This is a genomic window from Vibrio nigripulchritudo (assembly GCF_027924785.1).
Lineage (GTDB): Bacteria > Pseudomonadota > Gammaproteobacteria > Enterobacterales > Vibrionaceae > Vibrio > Vibrio nigripulchritudo.
In genome coordinates this window covers 3,475,687-3,501,797 of record NZ_AP027049.1, presented here as the reverse complement: position 1 = coordinate 3,501,797, position 26,111 = coordinate 3,475,687, and the positions used below count along the sequence as shown (strand labels likewise).

Annotated in this window: 22 protein-coding genes; 20 read left to right on the top strand and 2 right to left on the bottom strand. The window is 46.8% G+C overall.

Features of this window, described 5'->3' with window-relative positions; all coding sequences use genetic code 11:
- Positions 1-49 precede the first annotated feature (49 nt).
- The 6 genes from recO (at position 50) to QMG91_RS15885 (ending at position 5,286) form a co-directional block, all read left to right on the top strand.
- Positions 50-778 (top strand): DNA repair protein RecO, encoded by a 729-nt coding sequence (gene recO / locus QMG91_RS15910; RefSeq protein WP_004401322.1) that lies wholly within the window; start codon positions 50-52, stop codon positions 776-778.
- Positions 775-1,506 (top strand): pyridoxine 5'-phosphate synthase, encoded by a 732-nt coding sequence (gene pdxJ / locus QMG91_RS15905; protein ID WP_004401321.1) that lies wholly within the window; start codon positions 775-777, stop codon positions 1,504-1,506. Before recO ends, pdxJ begins: the two co-directional genes overlap by 4 nt.
- A gap of 61 nt (positions 1,507-1,567) precedes the next feature.
- The gene (gene acpS / locus QMG91_RS15900; protein WP_004401320.1) at positions 1,568-1,948 is read left to right on the top strand and encodes a holo-ACP synthase; all 381 of its coding nucleotides are present in this window, start codon (positions 1,568-1,570) and stop codon (positions 1,946-1,948) included.
- Positions 1,949-2,025: 77 nt separating this feature from the next.
- Positions 2,026-3,276: a hypothetical protein gene (locus tag QMG91_RS15895; RefSeq protein ID WP_281827624.1), complete on the top strand. Its 1,251-nt coding sequence runs from the start codon at positions 2,026-2,028 to the stop codon at positions 3,274-3,276.
- Between the two features lie 8 nt (positions 3,277-3,284).
- A complete protein-coding gene (locus QMG91_RS15890; protein WP_004401318.1) occupies positions 3,285-3,695 on the top strand; it encodes a type 2 periplasmic-binding domain-containing protein in 411 nt (136 codons plus the stop codon).
- Entirely contained in the window at positions 3,685-5,286 is a 1,602-nt protein-coding gene (locus QMG91_RS15885) for a sensor domain-containing diguanylate cyclase (protein ID WP_022613415.1), read from the top strand. Before QMG91_RS15890 ends, QMG91_RS15885 begins: the two co-directional genes overlap by 11 nt.
- Here QMG91_RS15885 and barA read toward each other — a convergent pair.
- Positions 5,283-8,078 (bottom strand): two-component sensor histidine kinase BarA, encoded by a 2,796-nt coding sequence (barA, locus tag QMG91_RS15880; RefSeq protein ID WP_045967168.1) that lies wholly within the window; start codon positions 8,076-8,078, stop codon positions 5,283-5,285. The genes QMG91_RS15885 and barA overlap by 4 nt on opposite strands.
- Before the next feature lie 201 nt (positions 8,079-8,279).
- Here barA and rlmD point away from each other — a divergent pair, with 201 nt between their 5' ends.
- From rlmD to rpoS, 13 genes are all read left to right on the top strand, one after another.
- Positions 8,280-9,599: a 23S rRNA (uracil(1939)-C(5))-methyltransferase RlmD gene (rlmD, locus tag QMG91_RS15875; protein WP_281827620.1), complete on the top strand. Its 1,320-nt coding sequence runs from the start codon at positions 8,280-8,282 to the stop codon at positions 9,597-9,599.
- Between the two features lie 338 nt (positions 9,600-9,937).
- Complete coding sequence (gene relA, locus QMG91_RS15870; RefSeq protein ID WP_022606011.1) at positions 9,938-12,157, top strand: GTP diphosphokinase; 2,220 nt, start codon at positions 9,938-9,940, stop codon at positions 12,155-12,157.
- 79 nt (positions 12,158-12,236) lie between these two features.
- Positions 12,237-13,034, top strand: a complete 798-nt coding sequence (gene mazG / locus QMG91_RS15865) for a nucleoside triphosphate pyrophosphohydrolase (RefSeq protein WP_281827618.1) — start codon at positions 12,237-12,239, stop codon at positions 13,032-13,034.
- A gap of 251 nt (positions 13,035-13,285) precedes the next feature.
- Entirely contained in the window at positions 13,286-14,926 is a 1,641-nt protein-coding gene (locus QMG91_RS15860; protein ID WP_281827616.1) for a CTP synthase, read from the top strand.
- 77 nt (positions 14,927-15,003) lie between these two features.
- Entirely contained in the window at positions 15,004-16,305 is a 1,302-nt protein-coding gene (eno, locus tag QMG91_RS15855) for a phosphopyruvate hydratase (protein WP_004401311.1), read from the top strand.
- A 194-nt stretch (positions 16,306-16,499) separates the two neighbouring features.
- The gene (gene ftsB, locus QMG91_RS15850) at positions 16,500-16,784 is read left to right on the top strand and encodes a cell division protein FtsB (protein ID WP_004401310.1); all 285 of its coding nucleotides are present in this window, start codon (positions 16,500-16,502) and stop codon (positions 16,782-16,784) included.
- 8 nt (positions 16,785-16,792) lie between these two features.
- A complete protein-coding gene (gene ispD / locus QMG91_RS15845) occupies positions 16,793-17,506 on the top strand; it encodes a 2-C-methyl-D-erythritol 4-phosphate cytidylyltransferase (RefSeq protein ID WP_281827613.1) in 714 nt (237 codons plus the stop codon).
- A gap of 9 nt (positions 17,507-17,515) precedes the next feature.
- Entirely contained in the window at positions 17,516-17,992 is a 477-nt protein-coding gene (ispF, locus tag QMG91_RS15840; protein ID WP_004401308.1) for a 2-C-methyl-D-erythritol 2,4-cyclodiphosphate synthase, read from the top strand.
- Between the two features lie 3 nt (positions 17,993-17,995).
- Positions 17,996-19,039 carry a tRNA pseudouridine(13) synthase TruD gene (gene truD, locus QMG91_RS15835; protein ID WP_281827611.1) on the top strand — a complete coding sequence of 348 codons (1,044 nt, stop codon included), beginning with the start codon at positions 17,996-17,998 and terminating at the stop codon, positions 19,037-19,039.
- A gap of 27 nt (positions 19,040-19,066) precedes the next feature.
- Positions 19,067-19,813, top strand: coding sequence for a 5'/3'-nucleotidase SurE (surE, locus tag QMG91_RS15830; RefSeq protein ID WP_004401306.1), 747 nt, complete (start codon positions 19,067-19,069; stop codon positions 19,811-19,813).
- Positions 19,814-20,440: a protein-L-isoaspartate(D-aspartate) O-methyltransferase gene (locus QMG91_RS15825; RefSeq protein WP_022597716.1), complete on the top strand. Its 627-nt coding sequence runs from the start codon at positions 19,814-19,816 to the stop codon at positions 20,438-20,440. It begins immediately after the preceding gene.
- Between the two features lie 9 nt (positions 20,441-20,449).
- Entirely contained in the window at positions 20,450-21,379 is a 930-nt protein-coding gene (gene nlpD, locus QMG91_RS15820) for a murein hydrolase activator NlpD (RefSeq protein WP_004401304.1), read from the top strand.
- A gap of 58 nt (positions 21,380-21,437) precedes the next feature.
- The gene (gene rpoS, locus QMG91_RS15815) at positions 21,438-22,424 is read left to right on the top strand and encodes an RNA polymerase sigma factor RpoS (RefSeq protein WP_004401303.1); all 987 of its coding nucleotides are present in this window, start codon (positions 21,438-21,440) and stop codon (positions 22,422-22,424) included.
- A gap of 86 nt (positions 22,425-22,510) precedes the next feature.
- Here rpoS and mutS read toward each other — a convergent pair whose 3' ends face one another.
- The gene (gene mutS / locus QMG91_RS15810) at positions 22,511-25,042 is read right to left on the bottom strand and encodes a DNA mismatch repair protein MutS (RefSeq protein ID WP_281830475.1); all 2,532 of its coding nucleotides are present in this window, start codon (positions 25,040-25,042) and stop codon (positions 22,511-22,513) included.
- A 437-nt stretch (positions 25,043-25,479) separates the two neighbouring features.
- Between mutS and QMG91_RS15805 the strand changes: the two genes are divergently transcribed.
- Positions 25,480-26,097 (top strand): DUF1449 family protein, encoded by a 618-nt coding sequence (locus tag QMG91_RS15805; RefSeq protein WP_022549552.1) that lies wholly within the window; start codon positions 25,480-25,482, stop codon positions 26,095-26,097.
- Positions 26,098-26,111 lie beyond the last annotated feature (14 nt).

The window sequence follows — 26,111 nt, the reverse complement described above, 5'->3', positions numbered from 1 at the left end:
ATCGTGGCGAAAAGGATTCGACTAAAAGTAATAATGAAGAGAGTCGTGTATGTCTGACGGGTTACAGCGGTGTTTTGTATTGCATCGCCGACCTTACAGTGAAACCAGCCTGATACTGGATGTATTCAGTGAAGAATATGGTCGGATGTCGATCATGGCGAAAGGTGCCCGTAGCAAACGCTCTAATTTGAAAGGTGCGTTGCAGCCCTTTACTCCTTTGCTGATGAAATGGTCTGGTAAAGGTAGTATGCGAACGTTAAGGCAGGCCGAACCCATCAGTCTGGGGCTTCCGTTGGCAGGTATTCACCTCTATTCGGCCATGTACGTCAACGAATTGGTCGGGCGTGTACTGGAAAGCGAAACACCATATCCCGCATTGTTTCATGATTATCTCTTTGCTCTGACTGAGCTGGCTCAGGCCAATAACCCCGAGCCAGCACTGCGTCGTTTTGAATTGGCCCTGTTGTCAGCAATGGGGTATGGCGTCGATTTTCTCCACTGTGCGGGCACCGGAGAAATGGTCGAACCTGATATGACTTATCGCTATCGCGAGCAAAAAGGCTTCATCGCCAGCGTGCGAAAAGACAACCTCACTTTTCTTGGAAATGAACTGATTGCCATTAGTGAAAGACGCTTCACCACCAAAGAACAACTAAAAGCCGCAAAACGCTTTACACGCATGGCATTAAAGCCTTATCTTGGCGGCAAACCACTAAAAAGCAGGGAACTGTTTCTCCCAAGAACAGGCTTTCCCGGAGCACGGAGTATTGAAAAATGAGCTCAATTTTACTCGGGGTAAACATCGATCACATTGCTACTTTGCGTAACGCACGTGGCACAAAATACCCGGATCCCGTTCATGCTGCAGAGATCGCAGAACGTGCGGGGGCAGATGGCATTACCATTCACCTGCGTGAAGATCGCCGTCACATTGTGGATCGCGATGTTAGAATTCTGCGTGAAACACTACAAACACGTATGAATCTGGAAATGGCGGTGACTGACGAAATGGTCGAAATCGCGCTAAAGACGAAACCGGAATTTGTTTGTCTGGTACCAGAAAAACGTGAAGAACTCACAACAGAAGGCGGGCTGGATGTAGTTGGTCAGCTTGAGAAAATAAAAGCGGCAACACAAAAGCTGTCTGAAGCAGGTATCAAAGTGTCTTTGTTTATTGATGCTGACCGCGAACAGATTGACGCTTCAAAAGCGTGCGGTGCGCCTTACATTGAGCTACACACCGGTCACTATGCGGATGCAGAATCTGAAGCCGAGCAGGTTAACGAGCTGAAAAAGATTGCCGCAGGTGCAAGCTACGCAGACAGCATTGGCATCAAGGTGAATGCGGGTCACGGCTTAACCTATCACAACGTTGCGCCTATCGCGGCACTGCCAGAGATCTATGAGTTGAACATCGGTCACTCGATTATTGGTCGTGCAGTGTTTGATGGCTTACACAAAGCTGTTGCCGACATGAAAGCCGTAATGGTTGAAGCTCGCCGTTAGGCAATGCACTTTTAGCCACTGTGGAAACACGGTGGCTACTTACAAGCGGAGCGGAGTAAAGATGTCCATATTTGGATTAGGGACAGACATCGCAGAAATTGAGCGATTTGAAAAATCCTTATCCCGGCTTGGTGAAGCTTTCGCTAAGCGGATTCTGACCACAATAGAGTTGTCGCAATACAATTCAACCAAGCAACAGGCCCGGTTTCTGGCAAAGCGCTTTGCCGCCAAAGAAGCGGCCTCAAAAGCACTTGGCACTGGAATTGCCAAAGGCGTAACCTTCCACGATTTTGTCATTACCAATGATGAAAATGGTAAACCCCTCTTATCACTGCATAACCAAGCTCTCACTTACGCCAATGAGAACGGCGTAACTCAGGTTCATCTTTCCATTTCCGATGAACGTCATTATGCGGTAGCAACCGTAATCTTTGAGCGATAATTCCATCACTGTTCTACACTCATATTAGTGGCTCCTTAAGCACTTGAGCTGAAAACACATTGCCATGAGAAGAGTGTATGAGGTTAACAGGGACAAGTTTACTATTCGCATTGCTTTCATTTCCGGTTCTTTCTGAGGACTGGAGTTTTTCAGGGTTTGGTAACGTCGGCTATAGCTATGACACCAGTGATAGCTTTGGCTATATGCGTGATCTCACCCAAAAAGCGGACCCCGATAGCAATGGGTCTTTCCTGCCGGATTCTAAAATTGGTGCTCAGGTCAACTACAACATTAATTATGAATGGGATGTATCTGCACAATATGTGATCGCCGAACGGGCAGGAAATAATGCGCTAGATGGGCTTGAACTGGCATTTCTCGCTTATCGTCCAAACCCGGATCTGGATATTCGTCTCGGTCGTCTTGGGTACAATGTTTTCTGGTTTGCCGAAACCCGGCGAGTTGATTACGGGCATTTATGGGTCCGACTGCCTCAGGAAATCTACAGTTGGATCCCACTTCAAAATATCGATGGTGCTGATATCACTTACCGGTTTTATGTCGACGACATCAGTCTTTCAGCCGCTTTCCAGTACGGGTCAACTCAAGCGACCACCGACTTGCAAGAAGGTTATGAACCCAATCGCTTTTACAGCAACAGTGCTTTATCTCTGAGCCTTGTAGCGAATTGGGATGTATGGCGAACAAGAATTTCTTACGCACAGCTCAGAGTAGACTCTGGATTCCCTGAACAGGTTAATGTCATGCGAAACGGTCTAACTAATGTCGGTAACTCAGGGTTGGGTCCCATTAGCCGTGAAGCAAATGAGCTGAATGCTGGTTTGGACATTATCGGTAGCATGGTGCGCTACGGTCAGATTGGACTCGAATATAATGACGGCAACTGGCAGGTTCTGAGTGAACTCGTCAAAGTAAAAACCGACAAGCCCGTTCTACCCGCGGGTCAGGGTGGATACATTACCGTGGGCAAGCGTTTTGATACCGTGACGCCATATCTGACCCGTTCCTGGTTCAAGCCAAGTACAGACACGTTGCAAGCTCAAAACGACTGGAGTGTCTTGCCCGACCCTCAGTTAGCACAACTCCAGAATGCAGCGATTACCTCAATCAATGCAACCCGGATCGATCAATCGGTCTGGTCTTTAGGTGCTCGTTGGGACGTGACCAATCAGATAAGCCTCAAAGCCCAGGTGGATTGGGTACACATAAGCGAAAACGGTCACGGTTTGTGGGCAACTCGATTACTAGAGCCTAAACCAGATACGCGGGCACAGGTTTATTCGTTGTCTGCTAGCTTCTTATTCTAGGTGGTGAAATGAGATTACTGAGTTTTGTTTTACTGCTGATGTCACCTGCAGCCCTTGCAGACATTTATGTCGTGGTTGGGGCGAACAGTAAATTGCAAAGTATTACAAAAGAGCAGCTCGGTAAGCTTTACCTTGGAAACAGCCGTGGGATGAAAAAGCAGCGAATCACTATATTGGATAGAGACGGTTCGTTGAGAGAAGATTTTTTCGATCAGGTGACAGGGCTTTCAATCAGTCAGGTAAATGCACACTGGGCAAAGTTGAAGTTCTCTGGTCGCGTCCGTGCACCTTTGGTGATGAAGAGCGACGAGCAATTGGTGGAGCGCTTAAGGGTAGACAAAAACGCGCTCAGTTACGTAACTCAGAAACCTGTCGGTTCAGATATAAGAGTGATATTAACGATTAAAAATGATGAATAAACAAGCGCTTGCTAATCGGCTTTTAGTTACCGTTGTCATATTCTCACTCATGTACCTGGTACTGGCAGCGAGTTTTTTGACTCTGTTCTATTTTGAGAGAGCCAGTCTGAATGTTCGTGATATGGAAGAGAAACTGGTCCTGACGGTATCCAACTCGGCTTCTATCGCCTTATATGTCGATAACCCTGAAATTGCAGACGAAGTCATGAGCTCGTTGCTTCTTCACGATGAATTCAATGGGGTAAAACTCAAAGGAATCGATGGTATTGAGTTTAGCTTGTCAAAGCTCACCAGCAATCGAGAGCAATGGCAAAACCTGGAACGTTTTCCGTTGGTTTCTCCGGTGAAAGATGAAGTGATTGGTCATCTGATTCTGGATGTGAATCAGGAGTATCTGGATTCGGTCACTCAGGAGAAAGTTTTCATCCAGCTAGTGATGCTGATTAGCCAGTTGCTGATGCTGCTGATTGTGACGGCGTTTGCGGTTCGAAAAGTCATTGGTTTTCCGCTTCAGAAGCTGGCTGAAAACCTGTCTAAAGTGGAGCCGGGTAAAGATGAATTACTTCCTTATAATAACGAAAACCGCGACAACGAAATCGGGTTGGTTACCGCCAGCGTAAACCGTTTTGTTGAAGCCTCGCATCAGGCTATAGAAACCGAGCGCAACCTCAGAGCCACTATCGAACGCATGGAGCGCCACTATCGACATATATTCGAAACCACGCAGGTTGGAATTCTGGTTCTCGATAAAAATGGGCATTTAATTCATAGCAACCCAACGCTGTTTGGTCGATTAATCAAAGAGAGTTTTGAGCTGACGGCTATTCTCGAAACTCAGCCATTTTTTGAACACGTTTTTCAGAACCCCGAACTTGCGTGGCAAATGTCAGAACAGACCATATCCAGTGGTGATATGGCGTCGGGTGATTTGCGTATTAACAAACGTTACAGTGCGGATCAATGGGTGCACCTACTGCTCTCAGCTCATAAGGATGAGCACAGTGGTGAATGGCTCATTGAAGGCATTATGTATGACATCACGGTGCGAGTGCAGAAAGAGAGGGATACTTTGCTGCTTGCGTTAGAAGATAATCTGACAGGTCTCAAAAACCGTCGAGGATGCGAACGATTCGTTGCCACTCTCGCAAGTCAGAAAAAAGCCGCATACATCGCGACCATGATGCTGGATTTGGATGGCTTCAAGGATGTTAATGATACTCATGGACATGCGGCAGGGGACGAAGTGCTTTGCACCATTGCCAGGCGTTTGAAGAAAGTCGCGCGTGGCGGGCAGGATGTCATTGGGCGGATAGGGGGCGATGAACTGTTGGTGATTCTCGCCTTGGAGCAGATCAATCCAGATGTTCTGGCAGGCATTGCCGAGCAGATTGTAGAGATTTGCGCCAGACCGATTGAGCTACCTTCCCGTTCAACCGTTCGGATTGGCGGCAGCGTAGGTGTCGCCTACGCTGGAGTGAATGATATTGAGTTTGATGCCTTGCTTCAGCAAGCTGACGAAGCCATGTACCAGGTTAAGGAAAACGGCAAAAATGGCTATGCGTTTTATAACCCGGAACTTCGCCGCGCTTAGCTTGTTTCGCTATCCAGATAGTGTTGCGCGCTGGCAGTGACTTTTTCCATTTCATCCTGAAGTTCAAACAACTCCGGTTCAATGGACTCCACATCTGAACCAGAACGAAGGGCTTTCTCAATGGTTGCGCAAACCTGCTTCAATCTGGGAACGCCACTGTAGGAGCAACTGCCGTGCAGCTTATGGATGTGATGAATAAGCTGATCGCTGTCTTGACTGTCATCGTTCAAAACACCTTCGACAAATTGATCAACCTCGCCAATGTAATCCACCAGCATCTGCAGCATTTCTTTGGCTAAGTCTTCCTTATTCGCTGCCTGTTTCAGGGCTAGGTTCCAATCGATAATGACGTTGTTATTGCTTTCGTCCTGAGTTACTTCCGGTGACGCCTGCTCACTGATCTCCAGTTTGTCGACCTGCTGTTCATCGGTGTGAGGGCTCCAGTGCACCAGAACCTGCTGAAGAATGTGCTCTTCAATCGGTTTGGTCAGATAATCGTCCATACCCGCTTTAAGTAGTCGGTCGCGTTCACCCACCATAGCGTGAGCGGTGACGGCGATAACCGGAGTATGAGAGTTGAGTTTGGTGTTTTTCACTTCCTGACACGCAGTCACGCCGTCCATTTTGGGCATTTGAATGTCCATTAGGATCATATCGAAAGCCTGTTGCTGAGCAGCCGCGACAGCTTGCTCACCATTGCTGCAAGTTACGACCTGTTCAACTCGTTCCTGTAATAGTGCGGAAATCAGCTTCAGGTTGGCAGGATTGTCGTCCACTGCCATCACTTTGAGTGGCAGCTTGCTCTCAGAGTCCAACTGATCAATGAGAGGGAGTGCAGTGTCTTCAGTAATATGGCATTGGGTTAGCGACTGGAGCAGCTTTCTGCGAGAAAGAGGCTTGGTGATGCACTGTACCTGATGCTCAGACACCAGCTGTTCAGAAAGGGCTAGCTCGGTGCTTGGCAAACCCAAAACGATGTTATTGGCAATCTCTTTAGCCCGGCTGATCCATTGCTCGACAGACGTAATATCAAAGCGTTGGTTCGGCGGCAGGTTAAGCAGCACAAATTCGTGAGGTTCTATATGTTCTGGCATGTTTGAGCGATAGGTCACCAGTAACCCTTCGTTGATCAACTGCTGCTGAATCACAGAGGCAGCCTGCATATTTGGTTCTATCAGCAGGATCTTCTTGCCATTGAGCTGGTGCGTATCCACATCGCTGGCTACAGGCATATCGCTGGTTGCCAGTCTGAGTGTAAACCAGAAGGTCGATCCCTGATGCAGACGACTGGTCAGGCTGACTTCGCCTCCCATCTGTCCGACCAGCTTCTGAGTGATAACCAGACCCAATCCGGTACCGCCATAGCGTCTCGAAATGCTGGCATCCGCCTGACTGAATGCCTGGAACAATTGCGCCTGCTGGCGCTCAGAAATACCGATGCCAGTATCCCGAACCATGAATTGTAACTCGATGAAATCTTCTTTCTGAGTGCGTAGCTCGACGCTGATGTCGATATTGCCTCGCTCAGTAAACTTGATGGAGTTGCCAACAAGGTTGGTCAAGACCTGCTGAATTCGAAGCGGGTCACCCACCACGCCAGCCGGAATCTTAGGATCGATCTTAAGTGTCAGTTCCAGACCTTTTTCATGCGCGCTGGTGGCTTGCAGGCTGGCGACTTCTTCCAGACATTCCTGGAAGTCGAATGGAATGTTTTCCAGTGCCAGTTTTCCAGCCTCCAGTTTGGAGAAGTCCAGAATGTCATTGATGATGCTAAGCAGGTTATTGGCACTGCGCTCAATGGTTTGCAGGTAATCTTGTTGGCTGGAAGACAAACGGGTTTTCAGCATTTGTCGGGTAAAGCCAATCACGCCATTAAGCGGCGTACGCAGCTCGTGAGACATGTTTGCTAAGAACTCTGATTTCACCCGCGCCGCTTCTTGAGCGCGCTTCTTGGCGATATCCAGTTCTACGTTTTGAATCTCAAGCTGCTCTAGGGTTTCACGCAAGTCAGATGTGGCCTGATCAATACTGTGCTGCATTTCCACATGGTACTCAGACAGTGACATCGCCATCGCGTTGATGCCGTTTTTCAGAGCATCCAGTTCCCCGTGCATTTTGCCTTCAATTCGGACATCCAGATGACCGCGGCGAATGCGGTCCACCATGTTTTTCATATGAGTGATCGGCAATGTCACATCGCGCATCAGTCGATAAGCAAAAAGGGCAGATAAACCTAAGCCAAGAAGCAATACCAGAAGTGCCGCAAAAATTTCCTGATACTGCTGCAAGCGTACTGCGGATAAATCCAGCTCAATCGCAATGTAACCCAATGCCTGATTCAGCTCGGTCTTGTTCCCGACGTTATTGGTGAACTGCCCTTCTGCCAAAATGGGGGTGCGGATGACCAAATCGGTATCCACCAGTTTTATTGTACTGAGTAATGGGATTGGCTGGTCTTTCGGAAAAGTAAGAGACTCGAAATTTGGGTGAAAGTTAGACGTTACAAACAGTTCGTGCCGGGCATTAAATACTGCAATGCTGCGCACGATGTCTGAGTTCTTTCTGTGAGCGTAACTGATCAGCCTTCGCACGGCTTCACGGCTTTGCTGAGTCATTCCATATTCACTGGCAATCGCAATCGGTTCGATGATGCTTTTACCCGTCGAAATCAACTGAGATTCCAGATCGTTATAACGATTTGAAGTAAAGAAGGCGCTGAGCAGCAAACCAACGATAAGAGTAGGGGCTAGGGTGAGAGTTATTACGCGTGCTCTTAAGCCGTATCGTGTCATGTTCTCATTACTGTCTGGATATGGGAAAATAGCGGCAAATTATTCAAGCCGCGAGCTCTAACAAGCGTGAATGGCTTGATTACTAACATTATAAACGAATAAGCGGCTAGCTTAATCAAGTCTGCTATGTTCGACAATCTCTCTGGGGTGAAATAGTGACCCTGAATGAGAAAACACTGAAGCAAAATGAGCAAATAAAATATGGCGCGTTTTTATCAGCCGAAGAAAAAGTCCGCAGTGAATACCAAGCATCAGATTTTCAATATCGAAAAACTGGATCATCATGGTGCAGGCATTGCCTATCACAATAAGAAGCCCGTTTTCATTGATGGTGCGCTTCCCGGAGAATCTGTCATTGGGCAGTTTACCGAGCAGAAAAGCAAGTTTGCCCGTGCAAAGCTCATTAAAATCCAAAAAGAAAGTGAGCAACGCGTAACGCCTTTCTGCCAGCATTATCAAACCTGCGGTGGCTGTAATTTGCAACACTTAGCCCGTCATAGTCAGGTCGAGCATAAAAATCAGACTCTTCAGCAATTGATGAAGAAATTCTCCGGTAGCGAATTAACGGCTGAAAAAGAAGTGACTGCAAGCAACCTCGGTTACCGACGTCGTGCCCGAATCAGCTTATTTGTCGATAAAAAGTCCCGAGAACTGCAATTTGGCTTTCGAGAAAAAATGAGCAAGCGGATCACCAATATCGACAACTGCGCGGTGCTACATCCCGATCTGGAAGTCTTACTTGTTCCTGTTAAACAGCTATTGGCTGACTTTGCAGGTCAGGAAAATCTGGGTCATGTCGAATTGGTTAAAGCGTCAAATACTCGCGTGCTGCTTTTAAGGCATACCGCGGCACTCAAAAATAAAGACAAACAGAGCCTTCTTACTTTCGCGGACGAGCACGATCTGACTCTCTATTTAATGCCTTCAGCCGATGAATTGGAGCGAGTACGTGGCGAGCAACCCATTTATGATGAAGTAGGGGTTGAATTGCCGTTTGAACCCACCAACTTTATTCAGGTGAATGAAGAGGTCAATCAGAAAATGGTGGCGCAGGCTTTGGAGTGGCTAAACGCCAAACCCGATGAACACATTCTCGATCTTTTTTGTGGATTGGGGAATTTCAGTTTGCCACTGGCGAAACAAGCAAGCTCCGTGATTGGTGTTGAAGGTGTGCAGGAGATGGTCGATGTCGCGACCAGAAACGCTCAGTTAAACCGAATAGAAAATGTGAGTTTCTATCAGGCAAACCTCGCAGAAGACATGACCCATTCACCTTGGGCAAAGAAACAGTTTGATAAGATTTTGCTCGACCCGGCTCGCGCTGGCGCAGTAGGTATCGTCGACCAATTTTCGCGCTTGGGAGCGAAAGCAGTCGTGTATGTTTCCTGTAATCCTGCTACGCTTGCACGTGACAGCCAAAGCCTGCTGAATCAAGGCTACAAATTAAAAAAAGTGGGCATGCTTGATATGTTTCCACACACCAGCCATCTGGAAAGTATGGCGTTATTTGAAAAAGATTAACTTCTCTAACTTAGGGTCTGTTGGCCTTTCGAGCTGATTTTTGCAGCCATTTGTGGGTTCTTTATACAAGGCAGCGTTTATTCGGTGTAGTCGCTCTACATCAATAAGCGGTAACGCAGTAGAAAGGAGCCACAAATGCTGCCCAAAGGGTTCGGCTAAAAGCGTTTTACTCTTTGTTGAGAGGTATTTGCTTAGAATGACTAGGCGAAAAACCTCTCGCCGCGATTAAAACGCTTTTATCTCGAACAAAATTTAACCGCGAAAGGTCAACAGACCCTAGAGAAGAACTTACGGGCAAAAAAGCTTGTATGTCTGTTGCTAGAAATTAGGAAAAAAACATGGTCGCAGTACGCGGTGCACATTTAAATACCGAAGAATTTGAACTGGACACTTGGATTACCAGTCTGAAACAGGACGACAAAACCAGCCGAAAATTGCTGGACGTATATCGTCACTGTGAAGACTTGCTTGGTGAAAACGAACAGGCTCAGCTACTGCTGTGGCGTGGGCGTGAAATGATCGAAATTCTGATCACACTGTCCATGGATACCGCGACCTTAGTTTCTGCTCAACTTTTCCCTGTTGTGACATCTGGCTTTTATGAACGCGAAGCGCTTGAAGAAAAGTATGGCAAAGAAACCGTCAAGCTGATTGATGGCGTTGAAGAAATGGCTGCCATCGGGCAGCTGAATGTCACGCTCGACGGTGAAGCTGCTTCCAGTCAGGTGGATAATGTTCGTCGTATGCTACTGGCGATGGTGGATGATTTCCGCTGTGTGGTCATCAAACTCTCAGAGCGAATCTGCAACCTTCGTGAAGTCAAAGATGAATCCGACGAAGTGCGTCAGGCTGCCGCAAAAGAGTGTGCCAATATCTACGCACCACTTGCCAACCGTCTGGGTATTGGTCAGTTAAAGTGGGAAATCGAAGATTACGCGTTCCGTTACCAGCACTCGACAACCTATAAACAGATCGCCAAACAGCTTTCTGAACGCCGAATTGTGCGTGAGCAATACATCGAAGACTTCGTTTCTGACTTAGCTAGTGAAATGAAGACCTCACACATCAACGCAGAAGTGAGTGGTCGCCCTAAGCACATCTACAGTATCTGGCGAAAAATGCAGAAGAAAAGTCTCGCGTTTGATGAACTGTTTGATGTCCGTGCTGTGCGAATCATTGCCGACAAACTGCAAGACTGTTACGCCGCACTAGGTGTGGTGCATACCAAATACAAACATCTTCCGAGCGAGTTTGATGACTATGTCGCGAATCCTAAACCCAATGGGTATCAGTCGATCCATACGGTGATTCTTGGTCCGGAAGGCAAAACCATTGAAATCCAGATCCGAACTAAGCAGATGCATGAAGACTCGGAGCTAGGGGTTGCGGCGCACTGGAAATACAAAGAAGGCTCTTCAAGCGGTCGCAGCGGTTACGATGAAAAAATTACATGGCTTCGCAAGCTAATCGACTGGCAGGAAGAGATGTCCGATTCTGGCGAAATGCTGGATGAGCTTCGTAGTCAGGTATTCGATGATCGTGTGTATGCCTTTACCCCTCGTGGCGATGTCGTCGATTTGCCGATGGGCGCAACCCCACTAGATTTCGCCTACCACATTCACTCTGAAGTGGGTCATCGCTGTATCGGTGCCAAAGTAGCAGGGAGAATTGTTCCATTCACCCATAAACTGACCATGGGCGATCAGGTGGAAATCATCACCTCGAAAGTGCCGAATCCATCTCGTGACTGGTTAAACCCATCCATGGGCTTTGTGACATCAGGCAGAGCACGTGCAAAAATCAACGCGTGGTTCCGTAAGCAAAGTCGCGAGAAGAACTTAGAAGCGGGTCGAGAGATCTTAGAAACCGAACTTGCCAAGATAGGTGCATCGTTGAAAGACGCTGACCAGTACGCGCTAAAACGATTCAACGTAAACACGCCAGACGAGCTTTACGCCGGTGTGGGAAGCGGTGATTTGCGTATCAACCAGATCGTCAACCACATCAATGCACTGGTAAATAAACCCACGGCGGAAGAAGAAGATCAGCAAGCGCTTGAACGCCTTCAAGAAACCGAGAACAAAACGCCAGCGCAAAGTCGACCGAAGAAAGATGCCGTTGTCGTCGAAGGGGTCGATAACCTGATGACGCACCTTGCGCGTTGTTGTCAGCCTATCCCAGGAGATGAGATTTCCGGATACATCACTCAAGGGCGTGGTATCTCAGTTCACAGAAGCGACTGTGAACAGCTTGAAGAGCTACGTCACCATGCGCCAGAACGTATCATTGATACCGTCTGGGGCAGCGGTTTTGTTGGGTCTTACATCATTACAGTTCGAGTGGAAGGATTAGAGCGTGGTGGTCTGCTAAAAGACATCACCACCTTGTTTGCCAACGAAAAAATCAAGGTCACCAGCATGCGTAGCCGGGTGGACTACAAAAAGCAGATGTCGGTGATGGATTTTGATTTGGAAGTCACTAACGTGGAAGTGTTTACGCGAGTTACTAAGCGTGTTGAACAGATCAAAGATGTGATGACGGTGAAACGTTTAGGCTAATTTTCACGTCGTATTTGTATTTGAAGGTGAGTGGGCTGACTACTCACCTTTTTGCATTAAAGGAATTAAGGGTTAATAAATGAGTCATCCAATTGAACAGCTTAAGCAAATTATGGCGCAGCTAAGAAATCCTGATGGTGGATGCCCTTGGGATCTGAAGCAGGACTTTGACACCATCGTGCCTCATACCATTGAGGAAACCTATGAGGTGGTGGATGCCATTAATAAGCGCGACTGGAACAATTTGAAAGAAGAGTTGGGTGACTTGTTGTTTCATGTGATTTTCTACAGCCAGCTGGCAAACGAAAAAGATCTGTTCGATTTTGATGAGGTCGTGGAAGAGGTCAATGAAAAACTCACCCGCCGTCACCCTCATGTATTTTCCGATGCTGAGTTTGAAAATGACGCTGAAATCAATGCCAACTGGGAGCAGGAAAAAGCCAAAGAGAAAGAAGAAAAAGGGATTACCGAAAACAGTATTCTGGATGCGGTTCCCGTCGCGCTTCCCGCCATGGCCAAAGCCAACAAAATTCAGAAGAAATGCGCCAAATACGGTTTTGACTGGAAAACCTTAGGTCCTGTTGTAGACAAAGTGCGTGAAGAGATCGATGAAGTCATGGATGAAGCACTGCAAGTCTCACCGAATTCGGATTTGGTGGAAGAAGAAATGGGTGATCTGCTTTTTGCGGTAGTAAATTTCTCCCGCCACCTGAATACCAATCCGGAATCGGCACTCAGCAAAGCCAATACCAAATTCGAGCGCCGCTTCAGACAAGTGGAAGAGCAGGTGCGCCAAAACGGCAAGGTACTGGAGGACTGCTCGCTGGAAGAGCTTGATTCTATTTGGGATCAGGTCAAAATCGCCGAAAAAAAATAAAAAGTGACCCTAGGCGCTTGAGAACTCTTAAGCGTAAATACTGGTTTTACCATTGCCACAAAAGGGAAATTTCTTTTGCAGTAGCACGTGAAATTAACTAACTTGTTGAACTTTGCTGATTTGATTTGAAGCAAAAAATAAAAATTTTGAGTGTGATAAGTTTCACGTTGTGGCGGTAACTGGCTTCTGGTATATTTACATCCCGTCCAGAAGAAATCCATTTCCCTCATTCAACCAATTTCAGGTTAAACATGACGACAAATTACATTTTTGTTACTGGCGGGGTCGTATCCTCTCTAGGTAAAGGTATTGCTGCAGCATCTCTAGCAGCCATTCTTGAAGCTCGTGGTCTTAAAGTGACTATGATGAAGCTTGACCCTTACATCAACGTTGATCCAGGCACAATGAGCCCAACTCAGCACGGTGAAGTGTTCGTTACAGAAGATGGCGCAGAGACTGACCTTGACCTTGGTCACTATGAGCGTTTCATTCGCACCAAGATGACTAAGCGTAACAACTTTACTGCAGGTCGTGTTTACGCTGACGTTCTACGTAAAGAACGTCGTGGCGATTACCTAGGCGCTACTATTCAGGTTATCCCGCACATCACTAACTCCATCAAAGACCGTGTAATCGCAGGTTCTGAAGGTCACGACGTGGCTATCGTTGAAGTAGGTGGTACGGTTGGTGATATCGAATCTCTGCCATTCATGGAAGCGATTCGTCAGTTAGCTGTTGAGCTGGGTCGTGAGCGTGCAATGTTCATGCACCTGACTCTGGTTCCTTACCTGGCAGCAGCAGGTGAAGTGAAAACTAAGCCGACTCAGCACTCTGTTAAAGAGCTGCTTTCTATCGGTATTCAGCCAGACATCCTTGTTTGTCGCTCAGATCGCATGATCCCAGCGAACGAGCGTAAGAAGATCGCGCTTTTCTGTAACGTGTCAGAAAAAGCGGTTATCTCAATGAAAGACGTAGATTCCATTTACAAAATCCCTCAGCTTATTAAGTCTCAAGGTCTTGATGATCTTGTATGTACTCGCTTTGGCATTGATGCGCCAGAAGCAGACTTGTCTGAGTGGGAGCAGGTAATCTACGAAGAAGCAAACCCAACAGGTGAAGTGACCATTGGTATGGTTGGTAAGTACATTGAACTGCCAGACGCATACAAATCGGTGAACGAAGCTCTGAAACACGCAGGTCTTAAGAACCGCCTGAGTGTTAAGATCAAGTACGTTGATTCTCAGGACGTCGAAAGCAAAGGCGAAGAAGCACTAGAAGGTTTAGATGCAATCTTAGTTCCTGGTGGTTTCGGTGATCGTGGTGTAGAAGGTAAGATTCGTGCAGCACAATACGCTCGTGAAAATAACGTACCTTACCTGGGTATCTGTTTGGGGATGCAAGTGGCACTGATCGAATACGCGCGTAATGTTGCGGGTATGGAAGGTGCGCATTCAACAGAATTTAACAAAGAGACCAAGTACCCTGTGGTAGGTTTGATCACAGAATGGGTTGATGGTGAAGGTAAAGTCGAAGAGCGTACTGAAACTTCAGACCTTGGTGGTACTATGCGTCTTGGTTCACAGCTGTGTCACCTTGAAAAAGGAACGAAAGCTCGTGAACTGTACGGCAACGCGAAGATTCATGAGCGTCACCGTCACCGTTATGAAGTGAACAACAACCTTCGTCCACAAATCGAAAAAGCAGGTCTGAAAGTATCTGGTTTGTCAGCAGACAAGAAGTTGGTCGAAGTGATTGAGAACCCAGCTCACCCATGGTTTGTAGCGGCTCAATTCCACCCAGAGTTCACTTCAACACCTCGCGATGGTCACCCACTATTCGCGGGTTTCGTGAAAGCCGCTGGTGAATATCAGCGCGACGAATTAGAGAAGTAAAAGGATACGGGCAGTAGCGAGTGTAGTGCTACTGCCCTTTAAATTTGACATTTATATTTGAACGAGAGGAAACATTAATGTCTAAGATCGTTAAAGTTCTAGGTCGTGAAATCATCGACTCACGTGGTAACCCAACTGTAGAAGCTGAAGTACACCTAGAAGGCGGTTTCGTAGGTATGGCGGCAGCTCCATCTGGCGCATCTACAGGTTCTCGCGAAGCTCTTGAGCTACGTGACGGCGACAAAGCACGTTTCCTAGGTAAAGGTGTTCTTAAAGCTGTTGAAGCAGTAAACGGTGCAATCGCTGAAGCTCTAACTGGCAAAGACGCGAAAGACCAAGCTGCTATCGACGCAGTAATGATCGACCTAGACGGTACTGAGAACAAATCTAACTTCGGTGCAAACGCAATCCTAGCGGTTTCTCTAGCGAACGCTAAAGCAGCAGCAGCTGCGAAAGGCATGCCTCTATACGAGCACATCGCTGAGCTAAACGGTACTGCTGGTCAGTTCTCTATGCCTCTTCCAATGATGAACATCATCAACGGTGGTGAGCACGCAGACAACAACGTTGACATCCAAGAGTTCATGATCCAGCCAGTTGGCGCTAAGACTCTTAAAGAAGCTCTACGTGTAGGTGCTGAAGTATTCCACAACCTAGCTAAAGTTCTTAAGTCTAAAGGCTACAGCACTGCAGTTGGTGACGAAGGTGGTTTCGCTCCTAACCTTAAGTCTAACGCTGAAGCTCTAGAAGTTATCGCAGAAGCTGTTGCTAATGCTGGTTACGAGCTAGGTAAAGACGTAACTCTAGCTATGGACTGTGCTGCATCTGAGTTCTTCGACAAAGAAGCTGGCATCTACAACATGAAAGGCGAAGGTAAGACTTTCTCTTCTGAAGAGTTCAACCACTACCTTGCTGAACTAGCTAGCCAATTCCCAATCGTTTCTATCGAAGACGGTCTAGACGAGTCTGACTGGGATGGCTTCAAGCACCAAACTGAACTACTAGGTAGCAAACTTCAACTAGTAGGTGACGATCTATTCGTTACTAACACTAAGATCCTAGCTGAAGGTATCGAGAAAGGCGTAGCTAACTCTATCCTTATCAAGTTCAACCAAATCGGTTCTCTTACTGAGACTCTAGCTGCAATCAAGATGGCTAAAGACGCAGGTTACACAGCTGTAATCTCTCACCGTTCTGGCGAAACTGAAGACGCAACTATCGCTGACCTAGCGGTAGGTACTGCTGCAGGTCAAATCAAGACTGGTTCTATGAGCCGTTCTGACCGTGTTGCTAAGTACAACCAACTTATCCGTATCGAGGAAGCACTAGGCGAGAAAGCTCCTTACAACGGTCTTAAAGAAGTAAAAGGTCAAGCTTAATTCTGAATTGAATGATTAGCTTAGCTTTTATGCTTTAAAAAATGCCCTGCAAATGCAGGGCATTTTTGTATCGGATGTATTCTGTTTTCATGTGACCGACTTCGCGATAAGCGTCTGAATATGGTATATATAGCCCGTTGACCTGAATGCGAAGACATCAGGCAATGCACCTTTCTTTTTTCTTGGATGACATCATGAGAATATTTGCCATAGTTTTAGTTGGATTGTTGATTGCGTTGCAATACGCGGTCTGGTTCAGCAAAAACGGAGAACTCGATTTGGCAACCACTCAGCGAGATATTCAGATCCAGGAAGAAGTAAACGAGAAGCTGCGCCAGCGAAACCAAGAAATGTACGCTGAAATCGATGATTTACGACAAGGTCTCGATGCCATCGAAGAGCGGGCACGCAATGAGCTCGGACTGATCAAAGACGACGAAACCTTCTACCGAATCATCGGTGATGAAAACAGACCCTAAACGAAGTAATGAACAAAACAGATTCTAATCAGAATGGCATTGTTGCCATCGTTCCTGCGGCAGGCGTGGGTAGCCGAATGCAGGCAGATTGCCCCAAGCAGTATCTCACCATTGGCTCAAAAACGATCTTAGAACACACGCTAACACTCTTATTGTCGCACTCAGAGATTGAGCACGTAGTCGTTGCCATTAGCGAGGGAGACGAGTATTTCTCTGAGCTAGAGGTGGCAAATCACCCTCAAATTACGCAAGTGGCGGGTGGCACAGAGCGTGCGGATTCGGTGTTATCGGGCCTGAAACACGTCAATGAACATTTCGCCGGTACCGAATGGGTATTAGTACATGACGCCGCCAGGCCGTGCGTCACCCATAAGGACATCGACAAGCTGATCAGCGAATGCCGCAGTCATTCCGTTGGGGGCATATTGGCAGCACATGTCAAAGACACAATGAAGCGCAGCGACGCTACAAATTCTATTCAAAAAACGGTAGAGCGTGAAAACTTGTGGCATGCCCTGACACCCCAGATGTTCCGCTGCCAGGATCTAAAAGATGCTCTGCAAGACGCATTAGAAAAAGGCGTTGCGATTACCGATGAAGCGTCGGCAATGGAATGGCTGGGTCATCAGCCATTGTTGGTGGCAGGTCGTTCTGACAACATCAAAATCACACAACCAGAAGACTTGGCGCTTGCCGAGTTCTATTTGAACCGAAATGGTTAAGGAAACAACATGATTCGAATTGGACACGGTTTTGACGTACATAAATTTGGTGGAGAAGGTCCGGTTATCATAGGTGGCGTTAACGTTCCCTATGAACAGGGTCTGGTTGCCCACTCCGATGGTGACGTTGCTTTGCATGCGTTGTCAGATGCCCTTTTAGGTGCCATCGCGGAAGGTGATATTGGTCGTCACTTTCCGGATACTGACGATAAATGGAAAGGTGCTGACAGCCGAGCTCTTCTGCGTGATGTCTACCGTTTGGTGAAAGAGAAAGGGTATGTCGTCGGTAACGTAGATGTCACCATCATTGCTCAGGCTCCAAAGATGGCTCCTCACATTCAAGCCATGTGCAAAACCATTGCAGAAGATTTAGAAACCGACATCACGAATGTGAACGTAAAAGCCACAACATCTGAACGTTTGGGCTTTACTGGTAGAAAAGAAGGCATTGCGACTGAAGCGGTTGCCTTAATTATCAAGAAATAAACCATGACAGATATTCTCGCACCCTTTGCGTATGCCTACGGCAAACCAAAATCCGATGCCAAGTTGAAAGCTCAGCCGGCGCATTTCATCGTTAAAGAAGACTTAGGGTTTGATTTTTCAGGCGATGGCGAACACCTAATGCTGCGCATTCGCAAAACGGGTGAGAACACCAGTTTTGTAGCGAATGAACTGGCAAAAGCCTGCGGTGTTAAATCAAAAGACGTAAGCTGGGCGGGCTTAAAAGACAGGCACGCGGTAACAGAGCAATGGTTAAGTGTTCATCTACCGAAAGGGGAAACTCCTGATCTTTCCGAGTTTCTAGCGCAGTATCCAAGTATTGAAGTTCTGGCTACAGAGCGACACAACAAGAAACTGCGTCCTGGCGATCTCCGTGGTAACTACTTTGAAATCACGCTAACAGAAGTGACAGAGGTTCAAGACATTGTATCTCGTCTGGAGAAAGTAGAAAAACAAGGTGTGCCTAATTACTTTGGTGCTCAGCGATTTGGACGCGATGGCAACAATGTTGATGAAGCGCGTCGCTGGGGCAGAGAAAACGTTCGAACTCGCAACCAAAACAAACGCAGCCTGTATTTGTCTTCTGCCCGTTCGTGGATTTTCAATCACATCCTGTCTTCTCGTATTGAAAAACAGCTCTGGACGACTCCCGTTGATGGCGACATCCTGTTAACACAGGGTGAGCAGCTAACAGTCACAAGCGAGAATTTAGACCAGAGCCAGGCTCAGGTACTCGGCGGCAGTGCAGATATCAGCATCGCGATGGCTGGCGACAACGCATTACCAACCAGCGGTGAAGCTTTGGCATTGGAGCAGCCGTGTCTGGATAAAGAGCCTGATTTGATGGCGCTTATCCGTGGGAACCGAATGCGTCATGAGCGCCGTGCATCCACACTCTTTGCGAAAGATTTAGCGTGGGAAGTTCAGGATAATGAGATCGTACTCAAATTCTGGTTACCTTCGGGATGTTTTGCTACATCTATTATGCGTGAATTAGTCAATGCGGTAGAAGATGAGCGACAATTTTAACCTTCTGAATGTCAGGAAAAGATTCCGATGAAAATATTATTGAGCAATGATGATGGTGTTCATGCTCAAGGAATACATGAACTCAAATCAGCTTTGGAAGACATCGCCGAAGTTGTAGTGGTGGCTCCGGACCGAAATCGTTCAGGGGCTTCGAACTCCCTGACACTCGAAAGTCCTCTAAGGGTTATCGAACTGGAGCCCAATGTCTTTTCTGTACAGGGTACACCAACAGATTGTGTTCATTTCGCTCTGAATGAACTCATGAAGGACGATAAACCTGATCTGGTTGTGTCTGGCATTAACCACGGTGCTAACCTTGGCGACGATGTTCTGTATTCAGGAACCGTGGCTGCCGCGATGGAAGGACATTTTCTTGGTGTTCAGGCCATCGCCATCTCCCTAGCTGGCAAGCAACATTTCAAAACCGCAGCTCATGTTGCTAAGCAGTTGGTCGAACAACATCTTTCTCATCCTATCCCGACCAATCGCCTGATTAATGTCAACGTGCCTGATATTCCAGTTTCCGAATTAAAGCCTTACAAGGTGACACGCCTTGGTGCACGTCATCATGCTGAAGACATGATTAAGCAGAAAGATCCAAGAGGGCTTGATATCTATTGGCTTGGTCCTCCGGGTAAGGAGCAAGACGCCGGAGAGGGGACGGATTTCCATGCGATTACCAGTGGTCTGGTTTCAGTGACGCCATTACAGGTGGACCTGACGGCGCATGAATCTTTACCAAGCATGGAGAATTGGTTGAAAGGGAGCAATTGAATGAGCCATCCGCAAGCCCATAAATTAATTGAATTTCTGCAAGAAATGGGAATCCAAGACCACAAGGTATTGGAAGCCATCAAGCGCTTGCCTCGGGAATCTTTTGTTTCTGAAGCCATGATGCACCAAGCCTACGATAATAATGCATTGCCTATTGGGGCGGGTCAGACCATTTCTCAGCCCTACATTGTGGCGAAGATGACAGAACTGCTTCAGCTAAAACCTGATAGTAAGTTGCTTGAGGTTGGCACAGGTTCCGGTTATCAAACCGCGGTGCTGGCGCAGATCGTTGACCATGTATACTCCGTAGAGAGAATCAAATCTCTGCAATGGGATGCAAAACGTCGCCTGAAGCAACTGGATATCTACAACATATCCACAAAACATGGTGATGGATGGCAGGGCTGGTCTGCGAAAGCCCCATTTGATGCCATTATTGTTACAGCAGCTGCCAGTGAGATCCCAAAAGCATTGGTAGATCAACTAAATGAAGGTGGGATCATGGTGATCCCTGTCGGTGAAGCCGAACAAACTTTGATCAAAGTACAAAAAATGAATGGCAATGTAGTTACAGAACTGATTGAAATGGTTAGATTTGTACCTTTGGTCGCAGGTGATTTGGCTTAAGGGTATTGAGTGTCACTGAAACGAAAAGCGTCTCTTGTTCAAGTTATTCTCGCTACAACGCTGGTTGGATGTGCTGCGCATAATCCCGCACCCGTTACTAGCTTAGGGAAGAACTATGATCAGGTTGAAAGAGGTAGCTATCGTGGCAGCTACTATGAAGTGGAAAAAGGTGACACGCTCTACTTTATCGCTTACGTAACAGGGAAAGACGTTAACCAACTGATTAAATACAATCGACTTTCTCCTCCTTATACCATTCATCCCGGTCAGAAAATCAGTCTCTGGAGACCTGCGTATTCTGCACCCGATTTTTCGGGTACAGGTGCTGGCGTCGCAACGGCTGCCACAAAAACCACAGCATCAACGGCAGCAGTAGCAGCAACAAGTACGGCATCGACAGCGTCTTCTGTACCGAAAACGAAAAGCTCTGAGCCGAAAAAGAAAGAATCAGCATCGTCTAAAAAAGAATCAACAAAGAAGCTTGATCAATCCAGATCAAAGGAGTATGTTGAAAATAAAAGTAAACAGGTTGTTAACAAACCTGCTCAAACAACAAAAAAGAATAATACTAAAATTTCCAAATGGTTATGGCCTACAAAGGGTCGGATCATTAAAGGTTTTTCCACAGGGGATCAAGGAAATAAAGGGATCGACATTGCGGGACAGCGAGGTCAATCCATAGTATCCACTGCGGGAGGAACAGTCGTTTATTCAGGTAATGCGCTGCGCGGATATGGCAATCTTGTCATCGTCAAACATAATGACAACTACCTCAGTGCTTATGCCCATAATGAACGCTTGCTAGTAAGAGAAGGACAAAGTGTAAAAGCTGGTCAGAAGATTGCTACCATGGGATCGTCTGGTACTAACAGTGTGAGATTGCACTTCGAAATTCGCTATCAGGGAAAGTCAGTGAATCCAAAGCGCTACTTACCCTAAAACATTTCAACGACATTGATAGTAGTAATGTCTTGCGAACTCGCCAGGGGGAGGCACTATGAGTATCAGCAATGCAGTAACGAAAGTCGAAGAAGAGTTTGATTACGAAGCGGTAGGTATGGAACAAACCACCAGGGAAGAATCTACTCTCACTCAAGAAAAACAGTCTGAACAGAAAGAAGAATTTGAGGTAAGTGCAAAAAGTTTAGACGCCACTCAACTGTATCTCGGAGAGATCGGTTTCTCACCTCTTCTCACAGCAGAAGAAGAAGTCCTGTATGCACGTCGCGCACTTCGAGGAGACGAAGCTGCACGCAAACGCATGATCGAAAGTAACCTTCGTTTAGTTGTTAAAATCTCTCGCCGTTACGGTAACAGAGGGCTGGCACTGCTCGATCTGATCGAAGAAGGTAACCTAGGACTGATCCGTGCAGTTGAGAAATTTGATCCTGAAAGAGGTTTCCGTTTTTCAACGTACGCAACATGGTGGATTCGTCAAACCATCGAACGTGCATTGATGAACCAAACTCGCACTATTCGTTTGCCCATACACGTAGTGAAAGAGCTGAATATCTATTTAAGAACGGCTCGGGAGCTATCGCAAAAACTGGATCATGAACCAACGGCAGAAGAAATTGCTCAGCAACTTGATAAGCCCGTTGATGATGTCAGCAAAATGCTTCGTCTGAATGAAAGAGTCAGTTCCGTGGACACCCCAATCGGTGGTGAAAGCGAGAAAGCGCTTCTTGATATCATTCCAGACGTCAACAACTCTGATCCTGAAGTCTGTACTCAAGACGATGACATCAAACATTCTCTGATCGACTGGCTGGATGATTTGAATCCTAAGCAGAAAGAAGTACTTGCACGCCGTTTTGGTCTTCTGGGGTATGAACCTTCAACACTGGAAGAAGTGGGTCGTGAGATCAATTTGACTCGAGAGCGTGTACGTCAGATCCAAGTAGAAGGTCTTCGTCGACTTCGTGAGATCCTGGTGAAACAGGGTCTGAACATGGAATCATTGTTCAACGTTGAAAATGACTAAAGCAACAAAATTAGTTCATTGATATATAAAGAAGGGCGAGAAACATCTCGCCCTTTTTGTTTGTCAAATTACTGCCGCTACTTCAATCAAAGCATCCTTTTCAATCGGTATAGTGCATCCAGTGCTTGTCTTGGTGTGAGATCATCAGGATCGATATCCGCAAGCGCCAACTCAATATCACTCGGCTCCGGAATCAAGCTTAATTGATTGGCTACATCCACTTGGTTTGGCGTCGTTGGTTGATCGTTAGTAAGTTGTTCCAACTGGTTCAACTTCGCCCGTGCATTCTTGATCACGGTTTTAGGTACGCCTGCCAACCCAGCCACTGCCAGACCATAAGATTTGCTTGCTGCCCCTTCCTGTACAGCATGCATAAAGGCGATGGTATCACCGTGCTCAACCGCATCTAAGTGGACATTCGCCAATGTTGGGATCTGACTTGGCAATTCGGTTAACTCAAAATAGTGAGTAGCAAACAAGGTCATCGCACTGATCTGTTTAGCCAGCCACTCTGCACTCGCCCACGCCAGTGATAAACCATCGTAAGTACTGGTTCCACGACCAATTTCATCCATCAAAACCAGGCTTCGATCTGTGGCATTGTGCAGAATATTCGCGGTTTCGGTCATCTCCACCATAAAGGTAGAGCGACCAGATGCCAGATCGTCCGATGCACCAATACGAGTGAATATACGATCAATAGAGCCGATGGTGGCAGACTCAGCAGGCACGTAAGAACCAATATGTGCCATCAACGCAATCAGTGCGGTCTGACGCATGTAGGTCGATTTACCGCCCATATTTGGTCCAGTGATGATCAACATTTTACGCTGTTCACCCAACTCGATAGGGTTGGCAATGAAAGGCTCTTCCATAACCTGTTCTACCACCGGGTGGCGACCAGCCTGAATTCGAACGCCAATGTCTTCGTTCAGTGTTGGCTTACAGTAATCTAAGCTCTCTGCGCGCTCCGCTAGGTTTTGTAGAACATCCAGTTGCGACAGGGCAGAAGCTAGGTTTTGCATCGATTCTAAATGTGGAAGCAGAAGATCGAACAGTTCTTCCCAAAGCTGCTTTTCAATCGCCAGCGCTTTGGATTTAGAATTTAAGACCTTATCTTCGTGTTCTTTCAGTTCTGGGATGATGTAGCGTTCGGCATTTTTCAGTGTCTGGCGACGTACATAATGAGGAGGAACAAGGTGGCTCTGACCTCGGCTTACCTGAATGTAGAAACCGTGAACATTGTTGTATCCCACTTTTAGGGTATCAATGCCGTGGCGATCGCGCTCATCAGCTTCCAGTTTTTCAAGGTATTCAGTTGCACCGTCAGCCAGTTTTCGCCATTCGTCCAGCTCGGCGTTATAACCCTCTGCAATCACTCCGCCATCACGAATCACCACAGGTGGGTTTTCTTTAATGGCACGCTCTAGCAAGTCGCAAAGTTCATCTTGCGGCGCGGTAAAACCTGCAAGCTTGCCAAGGTATGGGTGGTTAACCTGACCAAGAATCTCCGAAAGCTCAGGAAGCTGCTGCATGGCATGACGTAGGCGAGCCAAATCACGTGGGCGAGCGCTGCGAATTGCCAAGCGAGCTAAGATACGCTCAATATCACCGATTTGTTTGAGCACTGGATGTAAGTCGCCAAACAGCGCGGTGTCTTTGATTTCGGTAATGGCGTCAAGGCGCTGGTTAAGAGTATCGAGCTGGCGCATTGGCTGGTGTAACCAACGCTTCAGCATCCGGCTGCCCATTGCCGTTGCAGTGTGGTCAAGCACTTCTGCCAGTGTATTGTCGGTTCCGCCTGCTAAGTTTTGCGTAATTTCTAGATTGCGGCGCGTGGCAGCATCTAAAATGACCGAATGGTCTTGTCGGTCGTATGTCAGTGAGCGGATGTGAGGCAAGGCCGTGCGTTGCGTGTCTTTGACATACTGAATCAAACAGCCCGCGGCACACAGACCAAGTTCAGCGTGTTCTACTCCAAAACCGACCAGATCTTTGGTGCCAAACTGCTGGTTAAGCTGCTGTTTCGCCGTATCTAATTCAAATTCCCAGACAGGGCGGCGGCGATTGCCATTTCGGCTTGCCATCAAATGCACCGCTTCGAAATCTTCTGGGAATAACAATTCTTTAGGAGAGGTGCGCTGCAATTCTGCTGACATCGCTTCTTCGGTTTCTGGTTCCATTAACTGGAAGCGACCCGAAGTCATGTCTAACGTGGCGTAGCCAAATTTACCATCGTGGCTGTAGATGGCTGCGATCAGGTTATCAACACGCTCAGCCAGTAAGGCTTCGTCGGTTACTGTACCTGGGGTGACAATGCGTACAACCTTTCTTTCCACCGGACCTTTGCTGGTGGCTGGGTCGCCAATTTGTTCACAAATCGCGACAGACTCACCAAGCTGAACCAGCTTCGCCAGGTAACCTTCTACTGCATGAAAAGGTACGCCAGCCATTGGAATTGGCTCACCGGCAGAAGAACCACGCTTGGTTAAGGAGATATCCAGTAACTGAGAAGCACGTTTCGCGTCGTCGTAAAATAACTCGTAAAAATCCCCCATACGATAGAAAAGCAAGATATCGGGATTTTCCGCCTTGAGCTTAAGATACTGTTGCATCATCGGCGTGTGTTTCTGCGTCGCGGTGCTGGTGGTCACTGAATTATCCTTGTTTTAGTTATATCTGAGCTGAAGTGAATTCTCAGCAAAGGCAAATGATATTAATCAGACCGTCAGAAAGCAATGGAGTTTTGGTGTGGGTCGCAATCTTGCACAGAGGTCGTACTTCACGGGTTAAAAACGCTTTACCAAAATTCGATTTTACAAACAGAATGGCGGACTTTATTGAAATTATGCATCAGCAAATACTTATTAAGTTATTTATGTTGAGTTCTCATTGATAATAATTTCATTAATTTTTTTGAAGCGCATCAATAAACCCTGAAAGCAGGTTTTATTTTTCCAAAGCGTTCTGTATCTTTTTGATATTAAAATCATAGATAGAAAAATTTCAGCACGATTCGGCTTGATTGTGACTGAAATACAAGTTGGATAGGGACATGGCTTTTGAACTGTTTTTGTCGGTGTTACTTTCGTTCCCGACAAACGTATTCTTTATTCCTTTTATAATATTTTTTGTCATCATGCTTATCGATCTGATCTTCGATGTATTCGAAGGTCTTTTGGGTGAGTTAGATATTGTTGATTTAGACAATATAACCGGTGGCAGCCTGATATTACCGCCGATATTAACCAAGGTACCACTGCCTATTGCGCTGTGCGTTAGCCTGTTTATCGCGACTATTATTGAGTTTTATCTCGACACCTATCTTCTGTCTTCTCTCTCTGAAACGCTGTCACTGATTTCAGGCGTTATATCTCTTCCTGTCGTGGCGTACATAGCCTTGTATATCGCCGCTATTTTGCTTAAGCCTCTGGCTCCATTTTTCAATAAGAACAATGCGTTTGCTTCAATCGATTACGTTGGTTTGCGTGCCAAAGTGCACAGCAGTCAGGTTAGTCAGGAAGCGGGCGGTGAAGTCATTGTCGTACACAATGGCAATGAAGTGCTTCTAGACGTGATGTCACACAGCACTCAGGAAATCCGATACGGCGACGAAGTCGTCATCGTCTCTAAAGATAATGAATCGCAGCGTTATTTCGTCGCGAAAGCATAAATACAATTAAACCT